Here is a 24722-nt window from a genome sequence, read left to right as displayed (position 1 = left end):
AAACAACCGCACAGGGGTCACTCGGGAATGACCGCGATCACGTCGATTTCCATGAGCCACTGCGGCTGGCCGAGGGCCGAGACCACCAGGCCAGTGGAAATCGGGAATACGCCCTTGAGCCACTTGCCCACCTCCTGATAGACCGGCTCGCGATAACGCGGGTCGGTGAGGTAGGTGGTGGTCTTGACGATATGGGACAGGTCGCTGCCGGCTTCTTCCAGCAGTTGCTTGACGTTTTTCATCGCCTGTTCGGCCTGGGCTCGCGGGTCGCCGAGGCCCACCAGCCGACCGTCGAAATCAGTGCCGACCTGACCGCGCACATACACCGTGTTGCCGGCACGCACCGCCTGGCACAGGTCATTGTCCAGGGACTGGTTGGGATAGGTGTCCTTGGTGTTGAACATGCGAATACGGGTATGAGTAGGCATCAGTGGGCTCCCACGCTGTCGAGGTTGTGGATCGGTGTCTCTGGTTGCGCTGAAGTCTGCGTCGAGGACTGCCGGGCTTGGCTGTAGGCCAGGTATTTGCGCTGGGTCGCGATGTGATCGGCGACGTGCTTGGCGTCGTGCCAGACGCCCCAGATAAAGGAGGAACCCCGACGCGACAGCCAGGGCAGGCCGAGGAAATAGACCCCGGGCTCGCGGGACACACCGCGCTGGTGCAGGGGCTTGCCCTGTTCGCTGAAGGTGTCCACCTGCAGCCAGGAAAAGTCCACGGCATAGCCGGTGGCCCAGATGATCGAGGTGATCCCCGCCTCCAGCAGGTCCAGCTCCAGGATCGGCTGCTTCACGCACTGCGGATCAGGGACTCGCTGCCTAGCCTCGGGCTCCGGCGGCAGGTCGAGGCCGTTGCGGGCGATATAAGCATCGGCCGCGTCCAGCAGCGCTAGGTAGTTCTCGTCGCCTCGGGCCAGGTTGTCCACCAGGTCCGCCCGGAAGGTCACCCGTTCACCGTCGAAGGCCTGGGTCAGCCCCACCAGGGTGATGCCTTGATGGGCCAGGGCGCGGAAGTCGATGGTCTGGCCGCCGCGGGCACCACTGACAGCGATGGTCACGTGCTCCCGGCCCGGTTTGGCAATCTCCGCATCCCACTCCCCCAGCACCCCGAGCCACCAGCAGAAGTCCCGGCCACGGTAGGCGCGCGGCGGACGGTCATGGGCCCCCACCGACAGGTAGACCTGGCGCCCCGCTCGCTGCAGCTCATCGGCGATCTGCACGCCGGAGGAACCCGCCCCCACCACCAGCACCGCACCCGCCGGCAGTTGCTGCGGATTGCGGTAGGCGGCGGAATGGATCTGCTCAACCCGTGCATCCTTGGGCGCAATCGGCGGAATCACCGGGCGCTGGAAAGGTCCGGTGGCGGCCACCACGCGCTGGGCCTGGATCACCCCCTCGGAGGTCTCGACGGTGAAGCCTGGGCGTCCGACATTGCGCTGCACCTTACGCACTTCCACACCGGTGCGGACCGGCGCATTGAACTGGCGGGCATAGGCCTCGAAGTAGTCCGCCACCTGATCCTTGGCCGGGAAGGCATCGGCAGGGGTATCGAATTCCAGGCCGGGAAAGCGGTCATGCCAGGCCGGCCCGTTGGCCACCAGCGAGTCCCAGCGTCCGGTGCGCCAGGCCTCGGCGATGCGGCTGCGCTCCAGCACCAGATGGGGCACCCCGAGCTTGCTCAGGTGTTCGCTCATGGCCACGCCGGCCTGGCCCGCGCCGACCACCAAGGTATCCACTTGTATTTGTTCTACGGTCATGTGTGTGTCCTTCTGCAAGACGAAGGGCGTCAGCGCAAGCGCTGGACACCTGGTTCAGAACCCGGGTGTGAGTCGGATGCAGCAGATGGTGCGACAGACGTCGGCGAAGGAAAATGACTAAAAATGTGCTCCCTGGATAAGAAAAAACGAGGCAGCACGAGGGCCTGCGGCCCAGGGTTGCACGAGGCCGGACTGTGATCGGGGACGTCCGGGCGTTAACCCGCGGCCATCAGACTGATCAGTTTGGCCGTTCAGATGATTACCCGGCGAAAATGCATTTCCGTGCTTTCGATCTGCAGGCACTGAGGGCACAATGCCTACCTTTTTGGCTGGCCCTGCCGGAGACCCTGAAATGATCAAGACGCCGTACTACCTCATCGACAAGCAGAAGCTTTTGAGCAACATGCAGAAGATCGCCTACGTGCGCGAGCAGTCCGGCGCCAAGGCCCTGCTGGCCCTCAAGTGCTTCGCCACCTGGTCGGTGTTCGACCTGATGCAGCAGTACATGGACGGCACCACCTCCTCGTCGCTGTACGAGCTCAAGCTCGGCCGGCAGAAGTTCGCAGGCGAAACCCATGCCTACAGCGTGGCCTGGGCCGACGATGAGATCGAGGACATGCTCGCCAACTGCGACAAGATCATCTTCAACTCCATCAGCCAGCTGCAGCGCTTTGCCGATGCCTCCAGCGGCAAGGTCCGCGGCCTGCGGGTCAACCCCCAGGTGAGCAGCTCGGACTACCTGCTGGCCGACCCGGCGCGCCCGTTCAGCCGCCTGGGCGAGTGGGACCCGGCGAAGATCGAAGGCGTGATCGAACAGATCTCCGGCTTCATGTTCCACAACAACTGCGAGAACGGCGACTTCGGCCTGTTCGACCAGATGTTGACCACCATCGAAGAGCGCTTCGGCCACCTGCTGCACAAGGTCGAATGGGTCAGCCTCGGCGGCGGCATTCACTTCACCGGCGAGGACTACGCCCTGGACGCCTTCTGCGCGCGCCTCAAGGCTTTCTCCGAGAAGTACGGCGTGCAGGTCTACCTGGAGCCGGGCGAAGCCGCCATCACCCAGAGCGCGTCCCTGGAAGTGACCGTGCTCGACACCCTGTACAACGGCAAGCACCTGGCAGTGGTGGACAGTTCCATCGAAGCCCACATGCTCGACCTGCTGATTTATCGCTTGAACGCCAAGCTGTCACCAAGCACGGGTGAACATACCTACATGGTGTGTGGCAAATCCTGCCTGGCCGGGGACATCTTCGGCGAATACCAATTTGATCGTCCGCTGGCCATCGGCGATCGACTGTCGTTCATCGACGCTGCGGGTTACACCATGGTCAAGAAAAACTGGTTCAACGGTCTGAAAATGCCGTCCATTGTCGTGAAACAACTCGATGGCAGCATCGACGTGGTGCGCGAGTTTGGTTTCGAAGACTACCTGTCCAGCCTTTCCTGAGCGGACAGACACGAGGAGAAGTAAATAAATTGAAGAAGAATGTTCTTATCATTGGTGCAGGAGGTGTCGCCAAGGTGGTGGCCCACAAGTGCGCGCAGCACAACGACGAACTCGGTCGTATTGCTATCGCGTCGCGCAACATCTCCAAATGCCAGGCCATCATCGACAGCGTCAAGGCCAAGGGCAGCCTCAAACAGCCCGCTGAAATAAAAGCCTTCGCCCTCAACGCGCTGGACATCGAAGCGACCAAGGCGCTGATCCGCGAGACTGAGTCGCAGATCGTCATCAACGTCGGCTCCGCGTTCCTCAACATGTCGGTGCTGCGTGCCTGCATCGATACCGGTGTGGCCTACCTGGACACCGCGATCCACGAAGAGCCGGGCAAGATCTGCGAGACCCCACCCTGGTACGGCAACTACGAGTGGAAGCACCTCGAGGAATGCCAGGAGAAGAAAGTCACCGCCATTCTCGGCGTGGGCTTCGATCCGGGCGTGGTCAACGCCTATGCCGCCCTGGCCAAGCAAGAACATTTCGACCGCATTGATTCCATCGACATTCTCGACGTCAATGCCGGTTCCCACGGCAAATACTTCGCCACCAATTTCGACCCGGAAATCAACTTCCGCGAATTCACCGGACAGGTGTGGAGCTGGCAGGACAGCCAGTGGACCAGCAACACCATGTTCGAAGTCAAGCGTACCGACGACCTGCCCGTGGTCGGCTCGCAGAACCTGTACCTGACCGGCCACGACGAAGTGCACTCGCTGTCGAAAAACCTCGACGTGCCCAACGTGCGCTTCTGGATGAGCTTCGGCGAGCACTACATCAACGTGTTTACCGTGCTGCGCAACCTCGGCCTGCTCTCCGAGCAACCGGTCAAGACCGCCGAAGGCCTGGAAGTGGTGCCGCTCAAAGTGGTCAAGGCCGTGCTGCCTGATCCGGCCTCCCTGGCCCCGGGCTACACCGGCAAGACCTGCATCGGTGACCTGGTCAAGGGCACCAAGGATGGCCAGCCGCGCGAAGTCTTCATCTACAACGTGGCTGACCACGAAGAAGCCTACGCCGAGACTGACAGCCAGGGCATTTCCTACACCGCCGGTGTACCGCCAGTGGCTGCCGCCCTGCTGGTCGCTCGTGGCGAGTGGGACGTGCAACGCATGGTCAACGTCGAGGAGCTGGCGGCCAAGCCGTTCCTCAAGGCGCTGGACGTGATGGGCCTGCCGACCCGTATCAAGGACGAGCATGGCGACCGTCCTTGGGACGCCGCCATCTGATCCTGCCCCACCCACAGCGGGCGCCGAGACCCAGGCGCCCGCTGTTCCCCGCCCTGTAACATCTTTCGTTTGTGCGCCGCTTTTGCATTTCTGTGCGACAGATCCCACATCCGGGACTCCCGCCGCCCTCCTTCGTAGTGTTAGCTTGGGAACGTTTCTGTCTGAAACATCAGACACTTCCCACTCATCACCTGCAAAGGAATGCCCTCAACAATGGATTTTTCTCTCAAGCACCTGGCTGCGGCCACCCTGATGCTCGCCAGCCTGTCCGCGTTTTCCAGCGCCGCCCAGGCCAATATCACCCCGCAACAGAGCGCGGCCATCCTCAAGTCCTTCAGTGACCACTCGGTCAGCGACTTCCGTCAGTTCCTCGGCAGCCTGGCCAAGAGCGAAGCGGGCAAGGACGCCAACCTGGTCCCGGCCATCAGCGCCTTTCTCGACAACAAGAGCCTGTCCGCCGAACAGCAGAACGAAATCCATCGCCTGCTGGGCCTCTACGCCCGGGTGAAGTACGGCAAGGCCGCCACCGAGACCCTGCGTGAACTGGTGGCCATTCCCACCTTCAACATCGACGGTGTGCCGCAGTACAAGAACCCCGAGTTTCTCAAGATCGCCGAGAAGATCCAGGGCCTGGCCAAGGCCTTCAACCTGAACTTTCGCAACATCGACAACCGGGTCTACGAGATCTCCCTGGACGGCACCGGCGACGAAGTGGTCGGCATCCACGCCCACGCCGACGTGGTGCCGGTGACCCCGGAAAACTGGGTCCTGGAAGACGGCACCCGCCTCGACCCGTTCAAGGTCACCCTGATCGGCGACCGCATGTACGGCCGCGGCACCGAGGACGACAAGAACGGCATCGTGGTCGCGCTCTACGCCATGAAGATCATCAAGGAAGAGAAGCTGCCCCTGGCACGCAACTTCAAACTGCTGGTGGACACCACCGAGGAAACCAGCGGCGACGCCATCCCCTACTACTTCGAACGCAACCCGACGCCCAACTACAACCTGGCGCTGGATGGCGGCTACCCGGTGGTGATCGCCGAGAAAGGCTACGGCACGGTGATGGCGACCTTTGCCCGGCGTGCCGCCGAAGGCAAGGGCGCGGAAATGACCGGGCTGACCGGTGGCCTGGCCACCAACCAGATTCCTTCCACCTCGGTGGCCACCTTCAAGACCGACACACCCGCCGAACTGGTGGCCAGCCTGCAGCAAGCCGGTGCCGCCTATGCCAAGGCCAACGGCGGCAACTTCCAGGTCACCGCCAAGGTGGTGGACAAGGATGTGCAGTTGACCGTCACCGGCGTGTCCGCCCACTCCTCCGAACCCGAGTCCGGGGTCAACCCGGTGGCGCGGATGCTGGACTTCATCAACAGCCTCGACGGCAAGATCGCCCTCAAGCACAACGCGTTCACCGACGGTGCCCGCTACGCCGCCGACAACTGGGGCCTGGACTACCTGGGGAACAAGCTGGGCATAGGTTTCGCCGACGCCTTCATGGGCCCGCTGACCACCTCCCCGACCTTCGTCGGCGTGGATGACAAAGCCTTCAAGCTGGCGGTCAACCTGCGAGTGCCCAAGGGCAAGACCCCGGACGCGCTGAAGGCTGAAATCACCGACAAACTGGCGGCCTGGAGCAAGAAAACCCAGGTGGCGGTGACGCTCGACACCTCCATCGCCGCGCCGATGTACCGCAACCCCGAAGGCGAATGGGTCAAGGCCTTACTGGCGGTGGCCAGCGAGAACCTGGGCATGCAACACCAGTTCGGCACCTCCGCCGGCGCCACCTCGGTGCATGAGCTGCCCAACGGCGTGCAATTCGGCCTGGCGCGGCCCGAAGTCAAGTACACCGGCCACACCGACAACGAGTTCAAGACCGTGGACCAGTTCCTCCTGGACTTGCAGATCGTCACCGAGATGGTCGGGCGTATCGGGCAACTGCCCAAGCTTTGACACACCTGTCGGACCCGCCGCAATGGCGGGTCCGATGACCTTGTTCCGATTGATTGCCCAGCGCTTTCTATACTCCCCTCCCATAAGCCATTCGGCATTTTCCTGTCCATTTTCCCGAACGTCATCAAGACCCAGCCAAGCGTTTGCGAGGCCGTCAGTGGGTCACGGAGAGTTCAATGAACAAGCTGGGTGTCCTCCTGCTGGCCTGCACCGTCGGCCTACTGGCGCTGCTTGCGCCCCTGTCGCTGTCCCTCTACCTGGCCCAAAGCCAGGGCCGCGAAGCGGTCATGTCCTCGTTGCACGAGGTGGCCAACGACGTTCTGGAGCGTGCCCGCCTGCAGCGCGCGCAGATCAATGCCGCCATCAGCCAGCTCAACCAGCAACCTCCTCAAGCCTTCTGTTCCAGCCAACAGCTCCAAGACATGCACAGACTGGTACTGGGCTATCGCCACATCGTGGGCATGGCCGGCATGGCCGGCTCGACGCTGCTGTGCAACACCCTGCAAGCCCAAACCGAACCCCTGGCGTTGGGCGCTTTTTCGGGCCCGGACCCCAGCGGCCTGCGCTTCTGGAACAAAGTACAACTGCCCGGTCTGCCGGATCAGGTGTTTGCCGTGGTGGCCCGGGACAACTACGCCGCCATCATTCACCCCGACTTTGCCCTGGACCTGCTGAATCAGCAGTCATCGGTGTCCAGCGCCTTCCTGCAAACCCGGCTGCGCAGCATCATCGGCCAGCGCGGCGTGGTGAAGGAGTAATGGGTACAGCGCTACAGCGGCGATGGCAAAGCGCTGGAATTCGAAGATGACGGCTACTTCGTCGTCATTGTGCCGGCGTCCAACAGCGAAACCGCGGCATTGGCCGCCCAATCCTCATCGGTGGTGGCCGAGCGGGTACGGCGCCTCGCGCTGATCATCGCGCCTTTGGGGCTGGTGCTGGGCCTGCTGTTGGCCGCTCTGGTCGCCTATCTGGCCCGGCGCCGCCTGTCCCTGAAGGGGGAGTTGCAAGCGGCCTTGGAACGCGACGAGTTTTTCATCGAGTACCAGCCCATCATCGACTTGCACAATGGCCGCTGCGTCGGTGCCGAGGCCCTGGCGCGCTGGCGCACCCAGGGCGGCAAGCTGATCAGTCCCAGTGTCTTCATCCCCATGGCCGAAGCCAACGGACTGATCCAGCGCATCACCGCCCGGGTCATGGAAATCGTGGTGCGCGATGCCGCGGAACTGCTGCGCGCCGATGAACGCCTGCACATCGCCATCAACCTTTCCAGCGAGGATCTGAAGACTCAGGACGCCGAACAGCGCTTGAAGAAACTCTCCGAAGAAGCCGGCATGGGACCGCGCAGCCTGATGGTGGAAATCACCGAGCGCGGCCTGATGGACCCCGACAAGTCCCGCGCCGTACTACTGGCGGTCAGGGCCAACGGTTTCCAGGTGGCCATCGACGACTTCGGCACCGGTCATTCCAGCCTGTCGTACCTGGCCACCTATGAGTTGGACTACCTGAAGATCGACAAGATGTTTGTCGACACCCTGGGCACCGACGCCCCCACCAGCCTGGTGACGATGCACATCATCGAACTGGCCCGCTCCCTGGGCCTGCAGATGATTGCCGAAGGCGTCGAAAATCCGCTCCAGCGCGACATTTTGCGCAAACATGGCGTGCAGTATGCCCAAGGCTGGCTGTTCGGCCGCCCCATGAGCATTCAGCAACTGCGGGAGTTCATCGATCAGCATCCGGGGGATGGGACCGGGGACGTCGCAGAGAGTCAGGCCGCCGGCGGCTTCAACGCCGGGTAGCTGACATCCCGCAGTACCCCGATGTAGCCGCCATAGAGATTCGCCGCAGGCAGCAACTGCCGCGCTGCCAGTTGTTCATGCAGGCGGCGCAAATGGTAGAACGGCACGCGTACATAGAGGTGATGCTCGATGTGGTAGTGAATCCCATGGGGGCCGAAGAAGAAGGTCTGCCCGTTCGGACGCACGATGCTGCGGGCGTTCTGGCTCTGGTCAGCATGAGCGGGCAAGCCGGCGTGCTCCATCAGCGCCCGGACCCGGCCCATCAAGGGCAGCAAAGTGATGGCCGGCAACAACCACAAACCCAGGTAGAGCCAGGGGTGCCCGAACGCACTCAGCAAGCCGAACAGCACGCCGTTGGCCAGCAGCATTGAACAGATCTCCCAGGACACCTGCCCCGCAGACTTGTCGACCTTGGGCATGATGGCGCGGTAATCACCCCGGGCAAATTTGTAGGCACTGATGAAGTAGCCCACCCCGAACAGATCCGCCAGCAAGCGCCTGGCCAGCTTGCCCCGAGGCAGCGGGTAGTCCCCCATGCCAAACACCGCCATCACCGGGTCGTCATGCAGCATCGGCTGCCGGTGGTGCTTCAGGTGGCCGGCGCGGTAGGTAGCCATGGAAAGAAACAGCGGGCCAGCCGCCAACAGCTGACCCACGCCATCATTGAGTGCCTGCCGGCGCAGGAGCAGGCCGTGGGCACTCTCATGCATGATCACCGCCAGGGCCAACTGGCTGCGGGCAATGATCAGCGCCGCCAACAGGTAGGTGACCGGGTGCGGCCAGCGTGCGGCACAGACCAACGCGGCAGCGATCAGCAGCCAGTCGGCCAGCAGCGCCAGCATCCCGATCCAGGGCTTGAGGACAAACAGCTCGGCGGCCGGGACAAAGGCCTTGAGCGCCTGATTGTCGCCGGCGCGGGCATTAGGCTGGGACACGGGCATGGGTTCCTTGTCGTTGGGTGGCCAGGGCGCAGACCAGGGCCAGCAGGAGGCCGCCTGCGACATCCAGCAGCGTGTGTTGCTTGAGGGTCAGGGTCGACAGGCAGATCAACAGACCGGTGATGCCGATCAGCCATTTGCCGGGGTGGGACCAGAGCGCACGGCAGGCCAGGCACGTTACCGCCACATGCAGGCTGGGACAGCCGTTGGACGCCAGGTCCAGCTGCCACATGCGGCTCAGGCGCTGATGCAAAAAGGCATTGTCGAGGTTGCCAAGATCGGGCCTGGGCAGGTGCTCGGGGAACAGCCAGAAACACAGGAGGGCAATGGCGAAAGCCATCCCCGTGGCGTTCTTGAACGTCCTGAACGCTTCGGCACTGGCGTAGGTCGCCGCCAGCAGCACGAAGGGAAAGAACAGCACGTACAGCCACCAGGACTGGGCAATGAAAGGAATCCATTCATCCAGCGGCGTGACCCAGGTGTAGCGCGGCGTGATCAGTCGCTGCACGCCGATGAAAATGCTCAGGCCCAACAACAGGCCCAGCAGCGCAACCAGCGTCTGTCGATAGTTGGCTCTCGGGGTCGGGCTGGGCAAGGGATTGCTCATGGCTGCTCGCTTAGTGGATGCAAGAGTGGATCACGGCCCACAGCGGCGTGTTCACAGGCTGAGCAGGCGGCTGACCCAGGCGTCGATCCGCCCCTGGGCCCGCGCCCGACCGGCAGCCGCTGTCGACTCGGCCCCCGCCGCCGCGGTCAATTGCTGCGCCGCCGCAGTCACCTGGCGGCGAAAGTCCGCGGCGTCGCCGCGCCAGGTCACCACCCGATGCAGCAGCTGTAGCTGGGCGGCACGCGCCGCATTGCTGGTCTGCTCGGGCTGATCGCTGAGCACCAGGATGATCGGCCGCTGATAGACCCGAGCGATGGACAGTGCCGCCATGCCCGGCGCTGACACTATCAGCCGGGCCTGGGCGGCGCGGCTGGCCCAGTGCGGGTCGACCCCGAGCCAGCCATGGCGCCCGGCATAGCCCTCGCCCACCCGATGCGCGTCCAGGCCGGCGTCCTCCAGGCCCGTACCCAAGGCATCGGCCAGGCTGGGCTCGCTGAAATGCGGATTGAGGTACACCGCAGCCCCGGGGGCCGCAGGTTCCGGCATCACCGCCGCCAGGGCCACCGGAGTCGGCAGGCGATACAGCAACGGCGCCTGGGCGTCGTCCACTTCATAGGCGAAATCATGCTCGATGCGGGCTCGCGCCGCGTTGATCTGGCGGTCGACAATCCAGCCGAACAACCGCCCGAACTGCCGCGGCCACATGCCCGCGAAATTGTTCAGCAGTGCCACCTTGAGGCTCGCGCCGTACACGTGCACGACCTTGCGTCGCCATCCCGGCAGCATGCCCATGTACAGCAGCGCCGGATGGAAGGAGTCGTTGATCACCAGATCCACACTGCGCAGCCTGCGCCCCAGACGCAGAATGTCCCGCAGCATCCGCCCGGGACGAAACAGGTAATGCGCGACATTGCGATTGGTGGCTTGGCGCAGCATGTTCTGCTCACTGTCGAACTGCACCGCATAGTGCGTGGACAGCAGCTCGGCCTCGATGCCGAAGCGTTGCAGAAAGTGCTGCCCCTGCTCCGAGGTCGTCAGCACCTCGACCTGGCCCCCCGCCTCACGCAGGGCATGCACCAGCAACTGCGCGCGCATCAGGTGGCCACGGGCATCGGCGGTCGCCAGATAAAGAATCCGTTTACTCATCGGGCCGCGCTGCCCACACCGCCCAGGACCCAACCGGCGACGTACATGGCCAGGGCACCGGTCACGCCGAAACTGGCATCCACTGCGCGAATGTCCTTGAGCAACAGGTCCAGGTGTACAGACTCATGGGGCGCGACAATGCGGCGCAAGGTGTTCTCGCACAAGCGCACGTGGGCCTTCTCGTCGGCCAGGACCCGCGACAGCAGCGGATACAGCTCATGCCCGGTGCCGATCACCGCACAGTGGCGGCTCAATACCCGCTGGGCCATCTGCTCGGCACAGAGCCCGGTGGCGTAGGCCGGCACCAGCAGGCCATGCTCGAAATGTGCCGCATAGCGATGGGCCAGGCGCTGCCAGCGGCGGATCTTGCGCCGGCTGAGCCAGTCCGGTTCCAGGCGCACCGAGCCGTCGTCGCCCAGGCCGCGCAAAGCGTCGGCAAACAGCGTCACATGGCGACGCTCATCGGCCAGGTGCTGTTGCACCTGACGCTCGAGCCAGGGCGGCGACTGGGGGAGCAAGTCTTCCAGCAGCGTGCGCTCGGTGGCGTCTTCGCCGGCCAGGTACATGCGCAACAACAAGCGCTCCCCGCGGGGGCTACGGTGCAGACGCCGCAGCGCAGCGCGCTTGATGCGATCCACCAGGCGCGCCTGCACCGCCCCCAGGCCCTGGGCCTGAGGCATGCTCAGGCAGCTGAAGTCCGCCTCGGTGGCGACTGCTTCACCCCCACTCATTGCGCAGGCTGCCGGGCAGTGGCGGATACCGTGGCTACCTGCTGGCTGCGATGCCAGGCCAGGATCAGGCCGATAAAGCTGTCACGCATAAAGGCCGTTCCGGACGCCCCGGCATTGGCAAAGGGTTGTTCATGGCCGTTGTAACGCAGGTAGCCCTTGCCGTTGACCGCGCCCAATTCCAGGGTGTCGCGCTTGTTCAGGCCGCGTTGGCGCACCGCCTTGAGCAGAGGACTGTCCTCAAGGCCGAACACGAACAGTTGGCGCTGAACCACCCACAACGGAATCTGGCCGCTCAGGGCCTGCAGGTTAAGGTTCCAGGTGCCCGTTGCCAGCAACGCATCCAGTTCGCCAGTGCCCGATTGCGCCGCGGTGAAACTGGCACGCATCACTGACTTGGACAGCCGTCCGACACCCAGGCCGATGGTGATGTCGTCGGCCGCCGGGTTCTGGGCATCGCTGGGACGCACGACCACGAAGTAGCTGGCCACTCGCGCGGCGATTGACGGCTGTGCCAGGACCTTGCGCGCCTGCTCGGCGGTGAACAGCACACGCTCGCCGGCGCCTTCGCGGACGCTGATCTGATAGGGGTCGAGGACGATGTCGCTGAACTTGCCGCGCACGGGCGAGTGCACATAGGTGTCGGACTTCCACTTCGTGCCCGAGCGCCGCAACAGCACCTGCAGGCTCAGCGGCACGCGCTGGCCATCGGCGGCGATGCCACTGCCGTGCAGCAGCACGTCGCCGATCACCGTCTTGCTGTCATGGTGGTCGTCAGCGCCAATCACGATGGCGTGGGTTTGCGGGTCGACGCTGGCCCGGGCATCTGCCACATCCAGGGCAATCCGGTTGCAGTCGCGGTCGGTGCTGCGGGTGACGGTCGCGCAGCCACTGTCCGAGGCGAAGTGAAACACCCCGCGACCACTGAACTCGGAAGGCGCGGCATTGGCCTGGCTGCTCAATGCCAGCAGTGCCAGGCAGGCCAGGGAGTAGCCGAATGAAGCGAGCGAAGGTGTTTTCATGGGGAGTCCTGTGGGCACGCAGGCGGCGTGCGACGATACGGCGCGACGGGGATCAATCCAGGTTGCGGTGATACGACAAGGCTTCACTGTGAGCGGCGCTGCGGCGCCCGACACTGATGCCCATGCCACGCACCACAGCGCCGGCGGTGTCGAGCAACGACATGCCGATGACCACCAGCATCGCCCCAAGACGTCGGAGCCCGCGCAAGGGCGGCAAGTCCTGATGGTTGAGGGCCCGCAGGCTGTAGCCGAGGCGCCCGAGCATCACGCACAGAGGGCCGATCGGACCACTGCGCCCAAGCCACTGCAGCCAGCCCGGCATATAGGCGCGAACCAGATAGGGGGTCAGGCCGACGCTGTCACCACCCCTGAGCCAGCGCAGCTTGAGCACTTCGCCCTGGCTGTCGGGCAGTCGATGCTCGGTATGGGCGCCTGGCGCATAGACCACCGCCACGCCCGCCGCTTGCAAGCGCAGGCCCATGACCTGGCAATGGGCGCGATAGATGCCATCGAGCGGCTCATAGCGATATTGCTCGAAGGTGTCACAGCGAAAGGCCACGTTGTTGGCGTAGAAGTTACGCGTGGCGCCGCGGCGCAAGGGGCTGGGGAAGTACATGAAGTCGATGGCGGTCAGGGCACTGCCGGCGACGCTGGGCGCATAACTGGTACGCCCGGCAACTGCCAACGGCGCGTCGTCCTCGGCGAAAGGCACGAGCAACTGCTCCAGCCAATGGCTACAGGGAATGCAATCGGCATCGGCAAAGACCACGTACTGGCAGCGCCCCTGGTCGACCGCGTCGAAACCGACATTCTTGGCATCGTAGTAACCGGTGAGGGTATCGATCTCGACAAAGTCCAGTTCCCGTCCGGCCAGTGCACACAGGGCCTGGCGCGCCACAGGATCGAGGCCATCGTGGGTGATGACCCACTGGGCCAAGCTCTGGGGTGGCAGGCTCTGCTGGGCAAGGCGTGCGATCAGCCGCTTGAGGCTGTTCAAGGCCTCCTGTGCATCCTTGCCGCCACGCAGGTTGTTGGTCTCCAACACCAGCGCGGTATGGGCTGCGATACCCACCAGGCGCTCGCGCCTATCGCTGCCGGGAGGCAGCTGCGACGTCCTGGTTGTCATTGCTTGGCTATCCATTTCACTGAATCTCTGAAAAAAGTGCGGCCACCCGGGGGCGCGACGGGCGCAATCACAGCATTATTCCCGAGATTATTCAAACGCCAAGTGCGCCCCGTGTGATGGCCAACGCAGTCGCTGGACCCCGCTGCGATTCGAGACCCCGGATTCTTCAGGAGCACCATTGAAGTGCCCCCCACATAGCCGCTGGAATCTGTCCTGAGGGAGCGATTGGATAAGGTATTCTTCGGCACGAATCAGCTATCACTACTCTCGGACACGTTCGAGCGGGCGGAGCCCATGGGCATGAAACAGCATCACCCAGAAGTCTTTCACAAGATCACCATCCTCCTGAAACAGGACGATGACGGTTACCCACCCGTCGCTGCCGAATCCCTTTGGGGCATCAAACAAGGCGAAACGACCTACATCGTCGACAACACGCCCTATTACATTTATGGACTCAGCAAAGGCGACCTGATTGATACGCGACAGGAAAACAACGAGCTGATCGCTACCGTCGTTATTCAACAAGGAGGCCACTCCACCCTCAGAGTTTTCGCTGAAAATGCACAGGACAAAGCCAACATCATCAAGACACTGCAACAGTTGGGTGCCCACTGTTCAGTGACTCATAGCCTGTCGCTCTTCTCGGTTGATATACCGCCAGAGTGCCGCTTCGAACCTATAGACGCCTACCTTTGCTCGATCGCTGACGATGACCAGATTGCCTATGAAGACGCCTGCCTGCAGCATCACGGGATCGACTTCGAACGACAATCGCAATGCTCATCCCTGGCATCGTTACCACGCATGACCCATTGAGCGGTCAGCTCAGTAAAAGGCAAGCGCAACAGCACTCTATGGCCCGGCCTGAGAAGCCGTTACCGTGGCTCATCGATCAGCGCCAGCCCCCCTGCGCTCTTGAACACTTCGACGCCGTTACCCGGCTAACACGCAGCCCTTGCTTTGGGACCGCTCGCGATCAGGCTGGCGCCACACGCGGTCTTCATACCGTCAAGGGCCACTGCAATACCACCGACATCCAACAGGGCACTGCCTTCTGCAATAGGAAAAACCCCTTTGCACAGAGGACACACAACCTTGTGCCCGACACCCGCCATGGGTTTACCGTTCAAGTCGGTTTGGCTGAATGCCTCAATGACAGAACCGCCATGACTGGTACTGTCCCCTAGTCGAATAATGTCCATGCCCACTCCTAAGCGACCTTAAAGGTCATCCATCCAATTGTCCTTGGGCCGCAGCTCGGCCAGAAACTCTTCCAGCGTGTAGTCCTCTTCCACAACCGGCCTCCGCGATGCGGCAGGAGCAACCGGTGCAGGGTTTACCGAGGCACCGTCATCACTGCTGGCGGTTTGGGGCATCAGGTTGATGCCAAATTTGTTGCCAACGGGCTTTTGCCCAGGTGTCGGCGAGGTGATGGTGATAAGGGTCGCTTGATCCTTGCGACGCAGAGGCATGACCACGCTGGTGTCGGCATTCTGGTAACTGGCCATGGTCGCCAGCGCGATACCCACAAACGGCGAGGCGGCGCCGGTATCACCCAAACGCTGGGTCAGGTCGTAGCCCTCGCGGGAGTCGAGCAAATCCAGCGAGCTGCGGGCAGCCGTCAGCGCGGGCAGCAACTCGGCCAGAGGTGTGCTGTTCAGACCGCCGTCGTAGAACACCCGGGCCGGTGCGGGCGTAACGGCATCAGTGGCTTTTTTCCAACCAGCAGCCAGTTGAACGGTCAAGGCTTCGCGCTTGAGGCGCTCGCCGTTGTCCGGGCGCTGTAAGGAAACCGTGACCGGGCGATGAATCCTGGCCAGCACTGGCAAGGCGTCCCACTGTTCAAAAGCGCGCTCGGTCCAGGGTTGTGGGATGAACTCCGAAGGTTGGAACTCCACCGCCGGTTTACGCCAGCCCCAACCGGTGAATTCGGGATCGATCTTGTTCTTGTTGACCTTGGTAAAGGGGGCGTAATAGCGCAGCCATTCGACACGTTCGGGGCGACCGACGACCAGGGCGACCATGGCGTCGGTGAGTTCACCAGGTTGTCGGGGACCAGTTCCTACACCTATAGGCTGGTTGTCTTTGCCTTTCGTGGTTAACGCCAAGGCCATATTGAAGCCTTCCAAGTTGTAGATCAGCACAGCAGGCAAATCAGGGTTACGCTCAAAGAGTTGGAACAAGCTTTCTAGAAAATCTTCGGGAGTGTCATTGCAGACAACCCCATTCCGTACATTACGGATGCGATGCCAATGTAAGCCCGCATCTGTTCGGTAACTGTTCACCATACTGGTAAGCATTTCCTGGGTTCTTTCAGGTCTCAAGCGCAAGTTCAGCGTTTTGGAATTCCAACCACGGACCACTGTGATGGTGGGCACCGGCCATTTTTCCGGGAAGTTACGCAGTCCCAGTTCCAATGCATCCGCTTTGCGTTTTGCATAAGCAATATCTTTGTCATCAGCTGTCACCGGATACTTCTTCGGGTCCATGGGCAGGATACTGCCAACGTGCAGAGACGCCGGTTCTCTCACATTTTGCTCTTGCAAGGTTTTCCAGATATCTCCCTGGCGAAAGACATCCAGACTCACGCCGAGGCTGAGCACATCCAGTGTTTCCAATCGCGGTGAAGTAGTCGGTGCACGGTAACGAGTATCAACAGTCATGGTGGAAGCCTTCCTGGCTGGGGTATAGGCCGTCACGGGCGTGGCCGAACTGGCAAAGCAACGACCAGAAGTCAGGGGCAGTTCGGCGGCTTGAACACCGTGATTGAGTAACAACAGGCAGCCCATCAACAACAATATGCGGTGCATCGAAACAGCCCTCTCCCTTTGACCCGAGTCTTCAGCGCAGCTTGATCAGCCAGCGCTAGAGATCATCCATCCAGTTGTCCTTGGGCCTCAGCTCAGCCAGAAACTCTTCCAGCGTGTAGTCCTCTTCCACAACCGGTATCCGCGATGCGGCAGGAGCAGCCGGCGCGGGTTTTACCGAGGCGCCGTCGTCATGGCTGGCGGTTTGGGGCATCAGGTTGATGCCAAATTTGTTGCCAACGGGCTTTTGCCCAGGTGTCGGCGAGGTGATGGTGATAAGGGTCGCTTGATCCTTGCGACGCAGAGGCATGACCACGCTGGTGTCGGCATTCTGGTAACTGGCCATGGTCGCCAGCGCGATGCCCACGAACGGCGAGGCGGCGCCGGTATCGCCCAAACGCTGGGTCAGGTCGTAGCCTTCGCGGGAATCGAGCAGGTCCAGGGAGCTGCGGGCAGCCGTCAACGCGGGCAGCAACTCGGCCAGTGGCGTGCTGTTCAGACCGCCGTCGTAGAATACCCGGGCCGGTGCTGGTGTAACGGCATCAGTGGCTTTGCTCCAGCCAGCGGCCAGTTGAGTGGTCAAGGCTTCGCGTTTGAGGCGCTCGCCGTTGTCCGGGCGCTGCTGGGAAACCGTGACCGGGCGATGAATCCGGGCCAGTACTGGCAAGGCGTCCCACTGTTCAAAAGCACGCTCGGTCCAAGGTTGCGGGATGAATTCCGAAGGTTGGAATTCGAAAGCAGGTTTACGCCAGCCCCAACCGGTGAATTCGGGGTCGATCTTGTTCTTGTTGACCTTGGTGAAGGGGGCGTAATAGCGCAGCCATTCGACACGTTCGGGACGACCGACGACCAGAGCGACCATTGAGTCTGTGAGCTCCCCAGGTTGTCGAGGGCCGGTTCCAAGTCCTATTGGCTTATTGCCTTTCGTTGTCAATGACAGCGCCATGTTGAAGCCTTCATTGACGTACACCAGCAGCGCCGGGAGGTCTGGGTGCTGTTCGAATAGTTGGAACAGGGACTCCATGACGCCCTCGGGAGTGTCGTTGCAGACAATGCCGTCCTGTAAGTTACGAATACGATGCCAATGCAGTCCAGCAGGGGTTCGCATATCGTTGACCATCACAGATAAACTCTCTTGAGTTTCTTCGGGCGTAAAGCGTAGTTTGGGGGCTTTTGAGTCCCAACCTCGAACCACAGTGACGGTAGGAATCGGCCATTTCTCCAGAAAGTCCCTGAGCCCTAGCTCAAGTGCATCGGCTTCACGTTTTTCAGAGGCCGTGTCTTTGTCGTCAGCAGTGACTGGGTACTTATTTGGATCCATGGGCAAGATACTGCCTACGTGCAGTGACTCCGTTTGCTTCGCACTCTGCTCTTGCAAAGCCTGCCAGGTCTGCCCTTGACGAAATACATCCAGGCTTATGCCGATGCTGAGCACATCCAGGGTTTCTAGACGAGGTGAGGTAGTCGGTGCTTGGTAACGAGTATCAGCAGACATATCAGCGGTCTTCTTGGTTAGAGGGTAGGCAAGCACGGGCGTCGCCGGGTTCGCAAAACAGCGGGTCAGCGTTAATGGAGATTGCGCGGCCAACGTTGAAAAACTGACCAGCAGCAGGCTGGCAACGCTCAAACTGGTAAATATCGAGCGCATCAGATTACTTCGCCTCCCTGGCGAATAGGCTTGCCAGCTTTTCGCTCCGCCAAGGTCTGCGAGAACACCAAAGAGGGCATGTCGTTCACGACCGTGGTTGGTAGCGTGCCAGTTGTGCGGTACGTCACTGTAGAGACGATCAGATCGCGGTCTTTATCGGTCTCCGCTCGAAGGAAGGTCTGTACAGCTTCGTCTGGAAGATCATTATCTAAATCTGAATCAGCCTGTGCCCTTCCTTTGGCCCGATTGCTCCTCCAATCCAACCGCCAATCCGCCACCCGACACAAATACGCATAAAACGTCACATCATCCACACTCTCCCCCGCCCCTATCGCCACGTCATACGCCAGCACTCGCCGGCTATGTTCAGGGTTGTTTGGAATGGCCGAGTGGAAAGACAGCGCTTCTTCGTGCTCCTTGTCCTTGCCGCCACTTTGCAGGCGCATGCGTGCCTCGTAGGGTGTTTCTGAACGCGTCACCAGCACCTTGCCGTCATCGGTCGCTCGGGCGGCAAACACGTGGGTGGTTTCAGATATCTCCTTGCCTTCGTTGAGGGCCTTTTGAACGCTACCAATGTCGCGTCCGTGCTTGAAGGCGACGGCCTCGTCGATCGCCTCCAGCCGGCTGTGCCGGGTGCTTTCGGGGGTCCAGGCTTTATTGCTGATCGCAATGGCGGCGTCGATGGGCGCCAGTTTGTCCTTGATCTGATAGACACCGCTGTTGGAGTCCGCTCCCGGCATGACCACTGTGCCATCGGCGTCAAAGTTGGTTTCAACGGGCACTGGCAATAACGGTGCGGTCAGCATCACCGACTTCCCTTGCTCAAGGGAGGCGCGGGCCACGGACATCTGCTGCAGGCAAGGCAGACCGGTGTCTTCCCAGGTGTCCTCCCCCTGAAGCAGCAATGGGTAGGCATGGGGCGGCGTGTGCAAACCGATCAGTTCCTTTTCGCCACCGCGCTTGCGCAGGGTAAAGATTCGCTGGTGGAAACTCAGCGGTAAGGTCCGGCGCAGGGGCTTGCCATACAGCTGCTCGTCAACACCCTGCCAGCCGATTCCCTGGACGTTGGCCAGGCCAACGGTCTGGTCCTGTGGAGTGAAATACAGGTAAACACTGCCTCGGTTATCGCGCTCGTTGAAGGCAATGCGCTTGGCGTCAATCGTGGTTTCGCAGGCGCTGCCGCCGCTCCAGCCAGGTCCGCCAATAGCGCCATAACCCTGGCAGTTCTTGAGGGCGATACTCGACAAGGCCGGGTACGGATTGGGCGCTGCGGTAATGAACTGCAGGATGGCGTCAAGGGTCGCCAGGCGAGCCTCGGCCGTCTGCTGCGCGCCGAAGCCCTGAAGCTTCTCCATGTTGGGTTCGCACAGGCTGTAGGGCGAGTTGATCATCACCACGCCGTCGGCCGGCCGCACCTTGTCTTCATTGAGAAAGGCATGGGCCAATAACGTGATGAGCGTGCCTTGGCTGTGGCCCACCACATTCACCGTGTCGTTGGGGTAGCGCTTGCGGATGATCTTGATCAGCATCGCCAGACGCATCGCCGCCAGCACCATGTAGCGGCGTCCAGGCGCGGAGAACAATGGGTGAGTCAGCTCTCCGGCAAACAGATCCAGGGAAATGAAGCCAAACAGCTTGCCGTTGAAGCCCTTGCCCCACATGTCCGGCAGGTTGGTGGTGGCATTGACGAAATGTCCCCCCTCCAGGGTGCCCGCCTTGTCCAGGCGGTTTCTGTTGCGATCCATCCACTCGCCGTGGGGCGCATCCTTGATGATGTGCTTCTCTTCCTCGCGAAAGCCCCAATAGAACGGTATGACCACACTGCGGGTGTCGGCGCCGTTGGCCGCGGCGGCGAATTTACGCCGGTAGTACACCGCGTCGGGGTTGCGGGCCTTGCCCTCATCGTCCTCGGGCAGGCTGTAGCCGGCCGGACGCAGAAAGCCCGGATTGCTCACGCCATTGGGCAGGGTCGGCGCCATGTCCAGGCGCTCGTTGAGCCCCTCGCACAGGCCGCGCTCGATGCGCTCGTAGCAACCGGCCAGGTCGTTGACGCCGTGCACCACGATGGTCACGCAGGGCTTGGGGGGCGGCGCGATCAGGTGCACATCGCCACCGCCTGGCAGGGTGATCGCTTCAGCGGTGCAAATGGTCCTGGTGCGAAGCGCGTCGTTCATCGTGCAGTTCCTCCTTGATGGCATCGATAGCGAGCTTCCAGGCCTCGCCACGGGGTTACATCCAATCAATATCAGCGGCGAGACTTACGCTCTTCGGCATTTCTTCGAGCCAGGCAGAGCGCCGGATCCTGGATTTGCCACACGCCGTCGTCTTCTATCACGCAAAACTCCAAGAAGGTGCTAGAGACCGTCTGTTTGTGCCAGCGGCTGCGCTCATTGAAGTAAATACCAAGGTTGTAACTGCCTCCCGGCTGCAACGCTTCGGGGTTCATCGTTCTGACAACCGCACCTGGGTAGTCCCCTAACAACACTATTCGGGATTGAATCCACCCATCAGGAAGATCAATGTCCCATAGCGTTTCGTAACACTTGCTGGCGGTCCGACGGCAGAGAAATACATGAGTGATTTCTAGATTTTTGGTGTTGGCCAACAAAAGTCCAAGGTCTGCCACTGGGCGCCCGAGTTCCATCATCACGGGAATATCCGGAGGACGCTTGGACACGGCCTCTGCTACTGATGGCATGAATAACGCAACACACAACGCAGCCCGTATCGAATACCTCATGATTCAGTACCCAAGCGAAAAATTGTCCAGCACTCGATGAAACTGCGCCTGTGCCTCGATGTATCCCAAATCCGGGCCCTGGTAGTAGTCACGCACATTTCGCCTTGCTGCTCGTTGTTGAACTTCTTGAGCGCTTGCCCTGATAGCCACACCGTTCATTGGCGCGTTCCTTGCTGTTCGGCGATTCTTCGGGCTCGGCAATCTTTCCGGGATAGGACTTGCAAGGCGCCCGTTTTTCTTTCCAGACAAAACTCGGTAACCGTGTTGTCAACGGTCTGCTGATGCCGTCGGCTCCGCTCGTTAAAGTTAATGAAAAGGTTGTAACTGCCTCCTGGTTGTAAAGCCTCCTTTCTGAGCACTCTTACGATGGCTCCCGAATAGTCGCCAAGCAAAGTGATTTCCGGCTGCTGCCAGCCAGCAGGAAGATCAATGTCCCATATCGTTTCAGCGCAGCGCAGCGCAGCGCAGCGCAGTAAGGCGACAGATAAACACATGTGTAATCTCTACATTGTTGGTTCCAGCCAGCAAGGGCCGAAGATCAACAACAGGCTGGTTATCCTTGATCAATACAGGGGTTGCTGGCGGCATTTTGGAAATGGCATGGACAGGCGTTGTAATCAGGACCGTTGTCATGAGTAAAAGAGATAATTGTTTTTTCATGACTTAGTACCCTGCCGGAAAGTTTTTTAATGTGGATGCAAATTTGGCTATCGGCTCAGCTGTCCCTTTAATCATTGCCATAAAGTAGTCGCGGACGATGTCGCCTTGCTGCTCGATATTGAAGTCTTTGAGAGTTTTTCCTGGCTCTAGGTGGTAAGCGTATTGATTGCTTACCAAAAATTGCTTTACCTGTTGATAGGCACCCACTAACAGTACGTTCACTCCGTGTTGGTGTTGCCAGACATGAGTCATTTCGTGAATGAAGAATCCCTGTGATTCCGGCTCCTCAAGGCTCCAGTCGGAAACGCCACGCAAGCTTTCTCCAAAGTAAATATGCCCATTGGGTGAAATGGCATAAGTTGCCCCCTGCCACGGCACATAGTCCTCATCACGCAAGCGCACCTTGTCGTAATCGATAGAGTCGCCAAACACACGTTTCGCCAGAGTGATTTCTCCCTCCGTCAGGGCCCGCCCTTTTTCACTATCAGGTTCGGAGAAAACCTTTGCCACGAGAGCGGCCGCTCCCACTGCTGCAGCGGCCGTGACCAGCGGCTTGCTCGAACGCTTCATGCTCACCTTGGCAATACTCATGGCATCTTTCTGCAATAGCTGCGTTGCGCCTTGCGCATCGGTCACGCCTTCGACGATTTCGCCATTGGCCAGGGTGATCGTGTAGGGCACGTTGGGCATGGCCGACTGACCATCGATCTGTTTGAGCATGAAGCGCCGCTGGGTATCGCCCACGTTGAAGTTCGGCAACTGCGCCGCAAGACTGGCCCCGCCCACGAGGCTATGTTTGGCCGCCTTGACCGTGAAATTCCCCGGCATACCCAACTCGATATTGCCGCCCTTGAGCGTCAGGTAGGCCCCGCCGCACATCAGGGTGATGTGCTCCTTGGCAGACACCAGCACGTGCTGCTGGCCCGCGCTGACCTCCACACTCTGATCCGCCTCCAGGCGAATGCTGTTCTGTTGCGCCTGCAGCAGCATCGGCCCCTGGTGGGTGATGTGGCGCATCTCGCCGCTCTGGGCGAACAGGCCCAGATCGCTACCGGCATTGACCACGAATTTCTGTCCCGAGGTGAGCTGCTGATTCTGCTGGGCGACGCTGTCGATATGCTCGCCCGCCGCCAGGGTGACGCTCTTGGGCGATGGCCGGGTTGCCGCCGTTACTCTGCTGCGACTCGTCGTTGGCGCCATGCCCCAGGTCGCGCACCGCCTCGCTGAGGGTTTGCTGCGGTTGGGTGTCGTGCCCGACGCCTTGATGGTCTTGCGCATAGTCGCCCAGCCCCTTGGCCAGTTGCAGCGCGGCTTCCAGCACCTGGATGGCGGCGCCACGCTGCAGTTGCCCGGCATTGGCCTGCAGTTGCGCTTCGGTGCTGAGCAGCAGCCCTTTGGCCGCGCGCAAGGCGCCGTGCTCGTCGGTGCGCAGTTCAAAGCCTTCGCCACGGGGTGCGCCCCCTTCAGGCCGGGGATGGGTCAGGTACCCCAGGTGCAAGGCGCTGCTGCCGTGGTCGCTCATCAAGGCTGCACTGATCTGCTGGGTGGTGTCATCGATGCGCAGTTCGTTGGCCCGGCTGCCCTTGTGTTCCTTGCTCTTGAGGGTGTTGAGCGTCTTGTGATCCGGCAGGCGGTAGGGCGGCATATGGCTGGCCCGGTAGGTGCGTCCGGTGATGATTGGCTGGTCACAGTCGCCATCCAGGTAATCGACTATGACTTCCTGGCCAATGCGCGGGATCGCCATATGGCCCCAGTCCGCCCCCGCCCAGTTCTGTGAAACCCGCACCCAGCAGGAGCTGAAGCCGTTGTGCTTGCCCTCGCGGTCCCAGGGGAACTGAATTTTCACCCGGCCATATTCGTCAGTGTGGATTTCCTCGCCTTCCGGGCCCACCACCGTGGCTATCTGCGGGCCGTCAATGACCGGTTTGGGCAGTGGCCTCGGCCGCCATTCGCAGTCCTCGGCAATGATCTGGGCGCTGAAGTCGTAACTCACGCCCATCTCGGCACCGGCAGCCTCTTCTTGCTGGCTGGCGTGCTGTATCCCTTTGTGGATGATGCGCACCGAGCGCCACCAGCGGTTGAAGTCACCCCGGGGGTGCCCGGTCAGTTGGAAGGAAAACCCCGGAATCAGCCGCGGATCATCCCCTTCCACCGTCGCCACCCGGGCATCGTGACGATGGCCCAACAGGCGGTTTTGGGTGAAGGGTTGGCCGACGGCGCTGCTCTTGTAGCGGCCCGGGTAATCGTAGCGCTCATAGCGTTGAGCCTGATGCTCAAGGTCATCGCCGAGCATTCGCTGCTGCTGGTCGAAGGCCGGGCGCTTGAAGCTGTAGTCACGCTGCGTCTGCTCGGCGGTACGCACGTTTTCCGTGTAGGTGAAGGCGTACAGCACTGGTTGCGGGGCATCCCCGGCCGGTTGGGTGGTGTACAGCACCGGCCCGCCCTGGATGCGCTCCTGGACGTACAACTTGTCACCCTGGACCAGGGTGTGGGCGTTGGCATCGTGTTTGAAGAAATAGAACAGGCCTTCCTCGGTGGACAGGCGGTCGAACAGATAGAGGTCGGTATCACCGGCCTGGACGCAGTATTCACGCGGCGCATGCGGGGTGTGGATATAGGGCTGGTAATCAAGGACGCCGTGCTCGTCGAGCACCGACTTGAGGATCTCGGGCACCGTTTTCTGCTGATAAATACGCCAGTCGGAACTCAGGGCCAGCCGTGCCAGTTGCGGCTCCACCAGCAGGCGGTAACGGGTGCGGCGAAACCCGGTTTTACCCTGGGTGAAGCTGCTGACCAAACCATGGACATGCCGCACCTGCAGGCCGCCTTGCCAGATCGTCAGCAAGGCCGGCTGGTCGAGGATCTGGCCAAAATCGATGGCACCGTTGTCGCTGGCCAGCTCGAGCGTCAAGCGAAAAGGCTCGGACAAGGCCTCTTCCAGAGTGAACTCGACAACCTCGAACGCCACCTGTGCGGTCAGCACGGAAAACGTGAACTGCAAATCCCTTTGACGCATGACACACATCTCCACTTAGAGAACCATTGGCCTTCCGAGCCCGACGAAAAAG

At 61.3% G+C, this 24722-nt stretch carries 20 protein-coding genes and 1 pseudogene; 6 read left to right on the top strand and 15 right to left on the bottom strand.

The genetic code is table 11. The features are described 5' to 3' along the window. Window positions 1-17: 17 nt before the first annotated feature. Complete coding sequence (locus tag PQT43_RS11125; protein ID WP_011061806.1) at window positions 18-428, bottom strand: RidA family protein; 411 nt, start codon at window positions 426-428, stop codon at window positions 18-20. Further along, window positions 428-1753 carry a flavin-containing monooxygenase gene (locus PQT43_RS11120; RefSeq protein WP_272753879.1) on the bottom strand — a complete coding sequence of 442 codons (1326 nt, stop codon included), beginning with the start codon at window positions 1751-1753 and terminating at the stop codon, window positions 428-430. Before PQT43_RS11120 ends, PQT43_RS11125 begins: the two co-directional genes overlap by 1 nt. A gap of 352 nt (window positions 1754-2105) precedes the next feature. Here PQT43_RS11120 and PQT43_RS11115 point away from each other — a divergent pair, with 352 nt between their 5' ends. From PQT43_RS11115 to PQT43_RS11095, 5 genes are all read left to right on the top strand, one after another. Continuing rightward, a complete protein-coding gene (locus PQT43_RS11115; RefSeq protein ID WP_102863074.1) occupies window positions 2106-3203 on the top strand; it encodes a carboxynorspermidine decarboxylase in 1098 nt (365 codons plus the stop codon). A 29-nt stretch (window positions 3204-3232) separates the two neighbouring features. Continuing rightward, on the top strand, window positions 3233-4477 hold the full coding sequence (locus PQT43_RS11110) for a saccharopine dehydrogenase family protein (protein ID WP_102863073.1): 1245 nt from the start codon (window positions 3233-3235) through the stop codon (window positions 4475-4477). Window positions 4478-4690: 213 nt separating this feature from the next. Continuing rightward, window positions 4691-6430, top strand: coding sequence for a dipeptidase (locus PQT43_RS11105; protein WP_253085368.1), 1740 nt, complete (start codon window positions 4691-4693; stop codon window positions 6428-6430). Between the two features lie 176 nt (window positions 6431-6606). Then, window positions 6607-7188, top strand: coding sequence for a CSS-motif domain-containing protein (locus PQT43_RS11100; protein WP_272753878.1), 582 nt, complete (start codon window positions 6607-6609; stop codon window positions 7186-7188). 99 nt (window positions 7189-7287) lie between these two features. Then, entirely contained in the window at window positions 7288-8229 is a 942-nt protein-coding gene (locus PQT43_RS11095) for an EAL domain-containing protein (RefSeq protein WP_272753877.1), read from the top strand. On the opposite strand, the gene PQT43_RS11090 is transcribed toward PQT43_RS11095, so the two are convergent. The 6 genes from PQT43_RS11090 to PQT43_RS11065 are packed head-to-tail and all read right to left on the bottom strand — an operon-like array spanning window position 8199 to window position 13796. Continuing rightward, window positions 8199-9164 (bottom strand): fatty acid desaturase family protein, encoded by a 966-nt coding sequence (locus PQT43_RS11090; RefSeq protein WP_272753876.1) that lies wholly within the window; start codon window positions 9162-9164, stop codon window positions 8199-8201. The genes PQT43_RS11095 and PQT43_RS11090 overlap by 31 nt on opposite strands. Beyond that, window positions 9151-9774 carry a phosphatase PAP2 family protein gene (locus PQT43_RS11085; protein WP_267268419.1) on the bottom strand — a complete coding sequence of 208 codons (624 nt, stop codon included), beginning with the start codon at window positions 9772-9774 and terminating at the stop codon, window positions 9151-9153. Before PQT43_RS11085 ends, PQT43_RS11090 begins: the two co-directional genes overlap by 14 nt. Window positions 9775-9825: 51 nt before the next feature. Beyond that, window positions 9826-10920, bottom strand: coding sequence for a hypothetical protein (locus tag PQT43_RS11080; protein WP_267268420.1), 1095 nt, complete (start codon window positions 10918-10920; stop codon window positions 9826-9828). Next, the gene (locus tag PQT43_RS11075; RefSeq protein ID WP_110653755.1) at window positions 10917-11651 is read right to left on the bottom strand and encodes a hypothetical protein; all 735 of its coding nucleotides are present in this window, start codon (window positions 11649-11651) and stop codon (window positions 10917-10919) included. Before PQT43_RS11075 ends, PQT43_RS11080 begins: the two co-directional genes overlap by 4 nt. Beyond that, on the bottom strand, window positions 11648-12670 hold the full coding sequence (locus tag PQT43_RS11070; protein ID WP_272753874.1) for a hypothetical protein: 1023 nt from the start codon (window positions 12668-12670) through the stop codon (window positions 11648-11650). The genes PQT43_RS11075 and PQT43_RS11070 overlap by 4 nt, the downstream gene beginning before the upstream one ends. Before the next feature lie 52 nt (window positions 12671-12722). After that, entirely contained in the window at window positions 12723-13796 is a 1074-nt protein-coding gene (locus PQT43_RS11065) for a glycosyltransferase (RefSeq protein ID WP_253085375.1), read from the bottom strand. A gap of 225 nt (window positions 13797-14021) precedes the next feature. On the opposite strand from PQT43_RS11065, the gene PQT43_RS11060 reads away from it, so the two are divergent. Then, on the top strand, window positions 14022-14615 hold the full coding sequence (locus PQT43_RS11060) for a DUF4265 domain-containing protein (protein ID WP_272753873.1): 594 nt from the start codon (window positions 14022-14024) through the stop codon (window positions 14613-14615). Between the two features lie 125 nt (window positions 14616-14740). Here PQT43_RS11060 and PQT43_RS11055 read toward each other — a convergent pair whose 3' ends face one another. The 7 genes and pseudogenes from PQT43_RS11055 to PQT43_RS11025 form a co-directional block, all read right to left on the bottom strand. Further along, on the bottom strand, window positions 14741-15001 hold the full coding sequence (locus PQT43_RS11055) for a PAAR domain-containing protein (protein WP_102880175.1): 261 nt from the start codon (window positions 14999-15001) through the stop codon (window positions 14741-14743). A gap of 18 nt (window positions 15002-15019) precedes the next feature. Further along, a complete protein-coding gene (locus PQT43_RS11050) occupies window positions 15020-16609 on the bottom strand; it encodes a type VI lipase adapter Tla3 domain-containing protein (protein ID WP_336314619.1) in 1590 nt (529 codons plus the stop codon). Between the two features lie 55 nt (window positions 16610-16664). Further along, window positions 16665-18254 carry a type VI lipase adapter Tla3 domain-containing protein gene (locus PQT43_RS11045; protein WP_323808877.1) on the bottom strand — a complete coding sequence of 530 codons (1590 nt, stop codon included), beginning with the start codon at window positions 18252-18254 and terminating at the stop codon, window positions 16665-16667. Next, entirely contained in the window at window positions 18254-20428 is a 2175-nt protein-coding gene (locus PQT43_RS11040) for a T6SS effector phospholipase Tle3 domain-containing protein (RefSeq protein WP_267268422.1), read from the bottom strand. The genes PQT43_RS11045 and PQT43_RS11040 overlap by 1 nt, the downstream gene beginning before the upstream one ends. Before the next feature lie 71 nt (window positions 20429-20499). Continuing rightward, complete coding sequence (locus tag PQT43_RS11035; protein ID WP_267268423.1) at window positions 20500-20931, bottom strand: hypothetical protein; 432 nt, start codon at window positions 20929-20931, stop codon at window positions 20500-20502. A gap of 507 nt (window positions 20932-21438) precedes the next feature. Then, window positions 21439-21654 (bottom strand): hypothetical protein, encoded by a 216-nt coding sequence (locus tag PQT43_RS11030; RefSeq protein ID WP_272753872.1) that lies wholly within the window; start codon window positions 21652-21654, stop codon window positions 21439-21441. A 3-nt stretch (window positions 21655-21657) separates the two neighbouring features. Continuing rightward, window positions 21658-24670 (bottom strand): annotated as a pseudogene (locus PQT43_RS11025) (type VI secretion system Vgr family protein). Between the last annotated feature and the right edge of the window lie 52 nt (window positions 24671-24722).

Source organism: Pseudomonas sp. BLCC-B112 (genome assembly GCF_028550695.1).
GTDB classification, from domain to species: domain Bacteria; phylum Pseudomonadota; class Gammaproteobacteria; order Pseudomonadales; family Pseudomonadaceae; genus Aquipseudomonas; species Aquipseudomonas danubii.
The sequence above is the reverse complement of the archived record's forward strand: the minus strand, read 5'-3'. Positions and strand labels throughout refer to the sequence as shown.

Excerpts from the sequence above, each read along its gene's own strand:
- PQT43_RS11125 (WP_011061806.1), bottom strand. The coding sequence starts at position 428 with ATGCCTACTCATACCCGTATTCGCATGTTCAACACCAAGGACACCTAT.
- PQT43_RS11120 (WP_272753879.1), bottom strand. The coding sequence starts at position 1,753 with ATGACCGTAGAACAAATACAAGTGGATACCTTGGTGGTCGGCGCGGGC.
- PQT43_RS11115 (WP_102863074.1), top strand. The coding sequence starts at position 2,106 with ATGATCAAGACGCCGTACTACCTCATCGACAAGCAGAAGCTTTTGAGC.
- PQT43_RS11105 (WP_253085368.1), top strand. The coding sequence starts at position 4,691 with ATGGATTTTTCTCTCAAGCACCTGGCTGCGGCCACCCTGATGCTCGCC.
- PQT43_RS11100 (WP_272753878.1), top strand. The coding sequence starts at position 6,607 with ATGAACAAGCTGGGTGTCCTCCTGCTGGCCTGCACCGTCGGCCTACTG.
- PQT43_RS11085 (WP_267268419.1), bottom strand. The coding sequence starts at position 9,774 with ATGAGCAATCCCTTGCCCAGCCCGACCCCGAGAGCCAACTATCGACAG.
- PQT43_RS11080 (WP_267268420.1), bottom strand. The coding sequence starts at position 10,920 with ATGAGTAAACGGATTCTTTATCTGGCGACCGCCGATGCCCGTGGCCAC.
- PQT43_RS11075 (WP_110653755.1), bottom strand. The coding sequence starts at position 11,651 with ATGAGTGGGGGTGAAGCAGTCGCCACCGAGGCGGACTTCAGCTGCCTG.
- PQT43_RS11070 (WP_272753874.1), bottom strand. The coding sequence starts at position 12,670 with ATGAAAACACCTTCGCTCGCTTCATTCGGCTACTCCCTGGCCTGCCTG.
- PQT43_RS11065 (WP_253085375.1), bottom strand. The coding sequence starts at position 13,796 with ATGACAACCAGGACGTCGCAGCTGCCTCCCGGCAGCGATAGGCGCGAG.
- PQT43_RS11055 (WP_102880175.1), bottom strand. The coding sequence starts at position 15,001 with ATGGACATTATTCGACTAGGGGACAGTACCAGTCATGGCGGTTCTGTC.
- PQT43_RS11050 (WP_336314619.1), bottom strand. The coding sequence starts at position 16,609 with ATGCACCGCATATTGTTGTTGATGGGCTGCCTGTTGTTACTCAATCAC.
- PQT43_RS11045 (WP_323808877.1), bottom strand. The coding sequence starts at position 18,254 with ATGCGCTCGATATTTACCAGTTTGAGCGTTGCCAGCCTGCTGCTGGTC.
- PQT43_RS11040 (WP_267268422.1), bottom strand. The coding sequence starts at position 20,428 with ATGAACGACGCGCTTCGCACCAGGACCATTTGCACCGCTGAAGCGATC.
- PQT43_RS11030 (WP_272753872.1), bottom strand. The coding sequence starts at position 21,654 with ATGAAAAAACAATTATCTCTTTTACTCATGACAACGGTCCTGATTACA.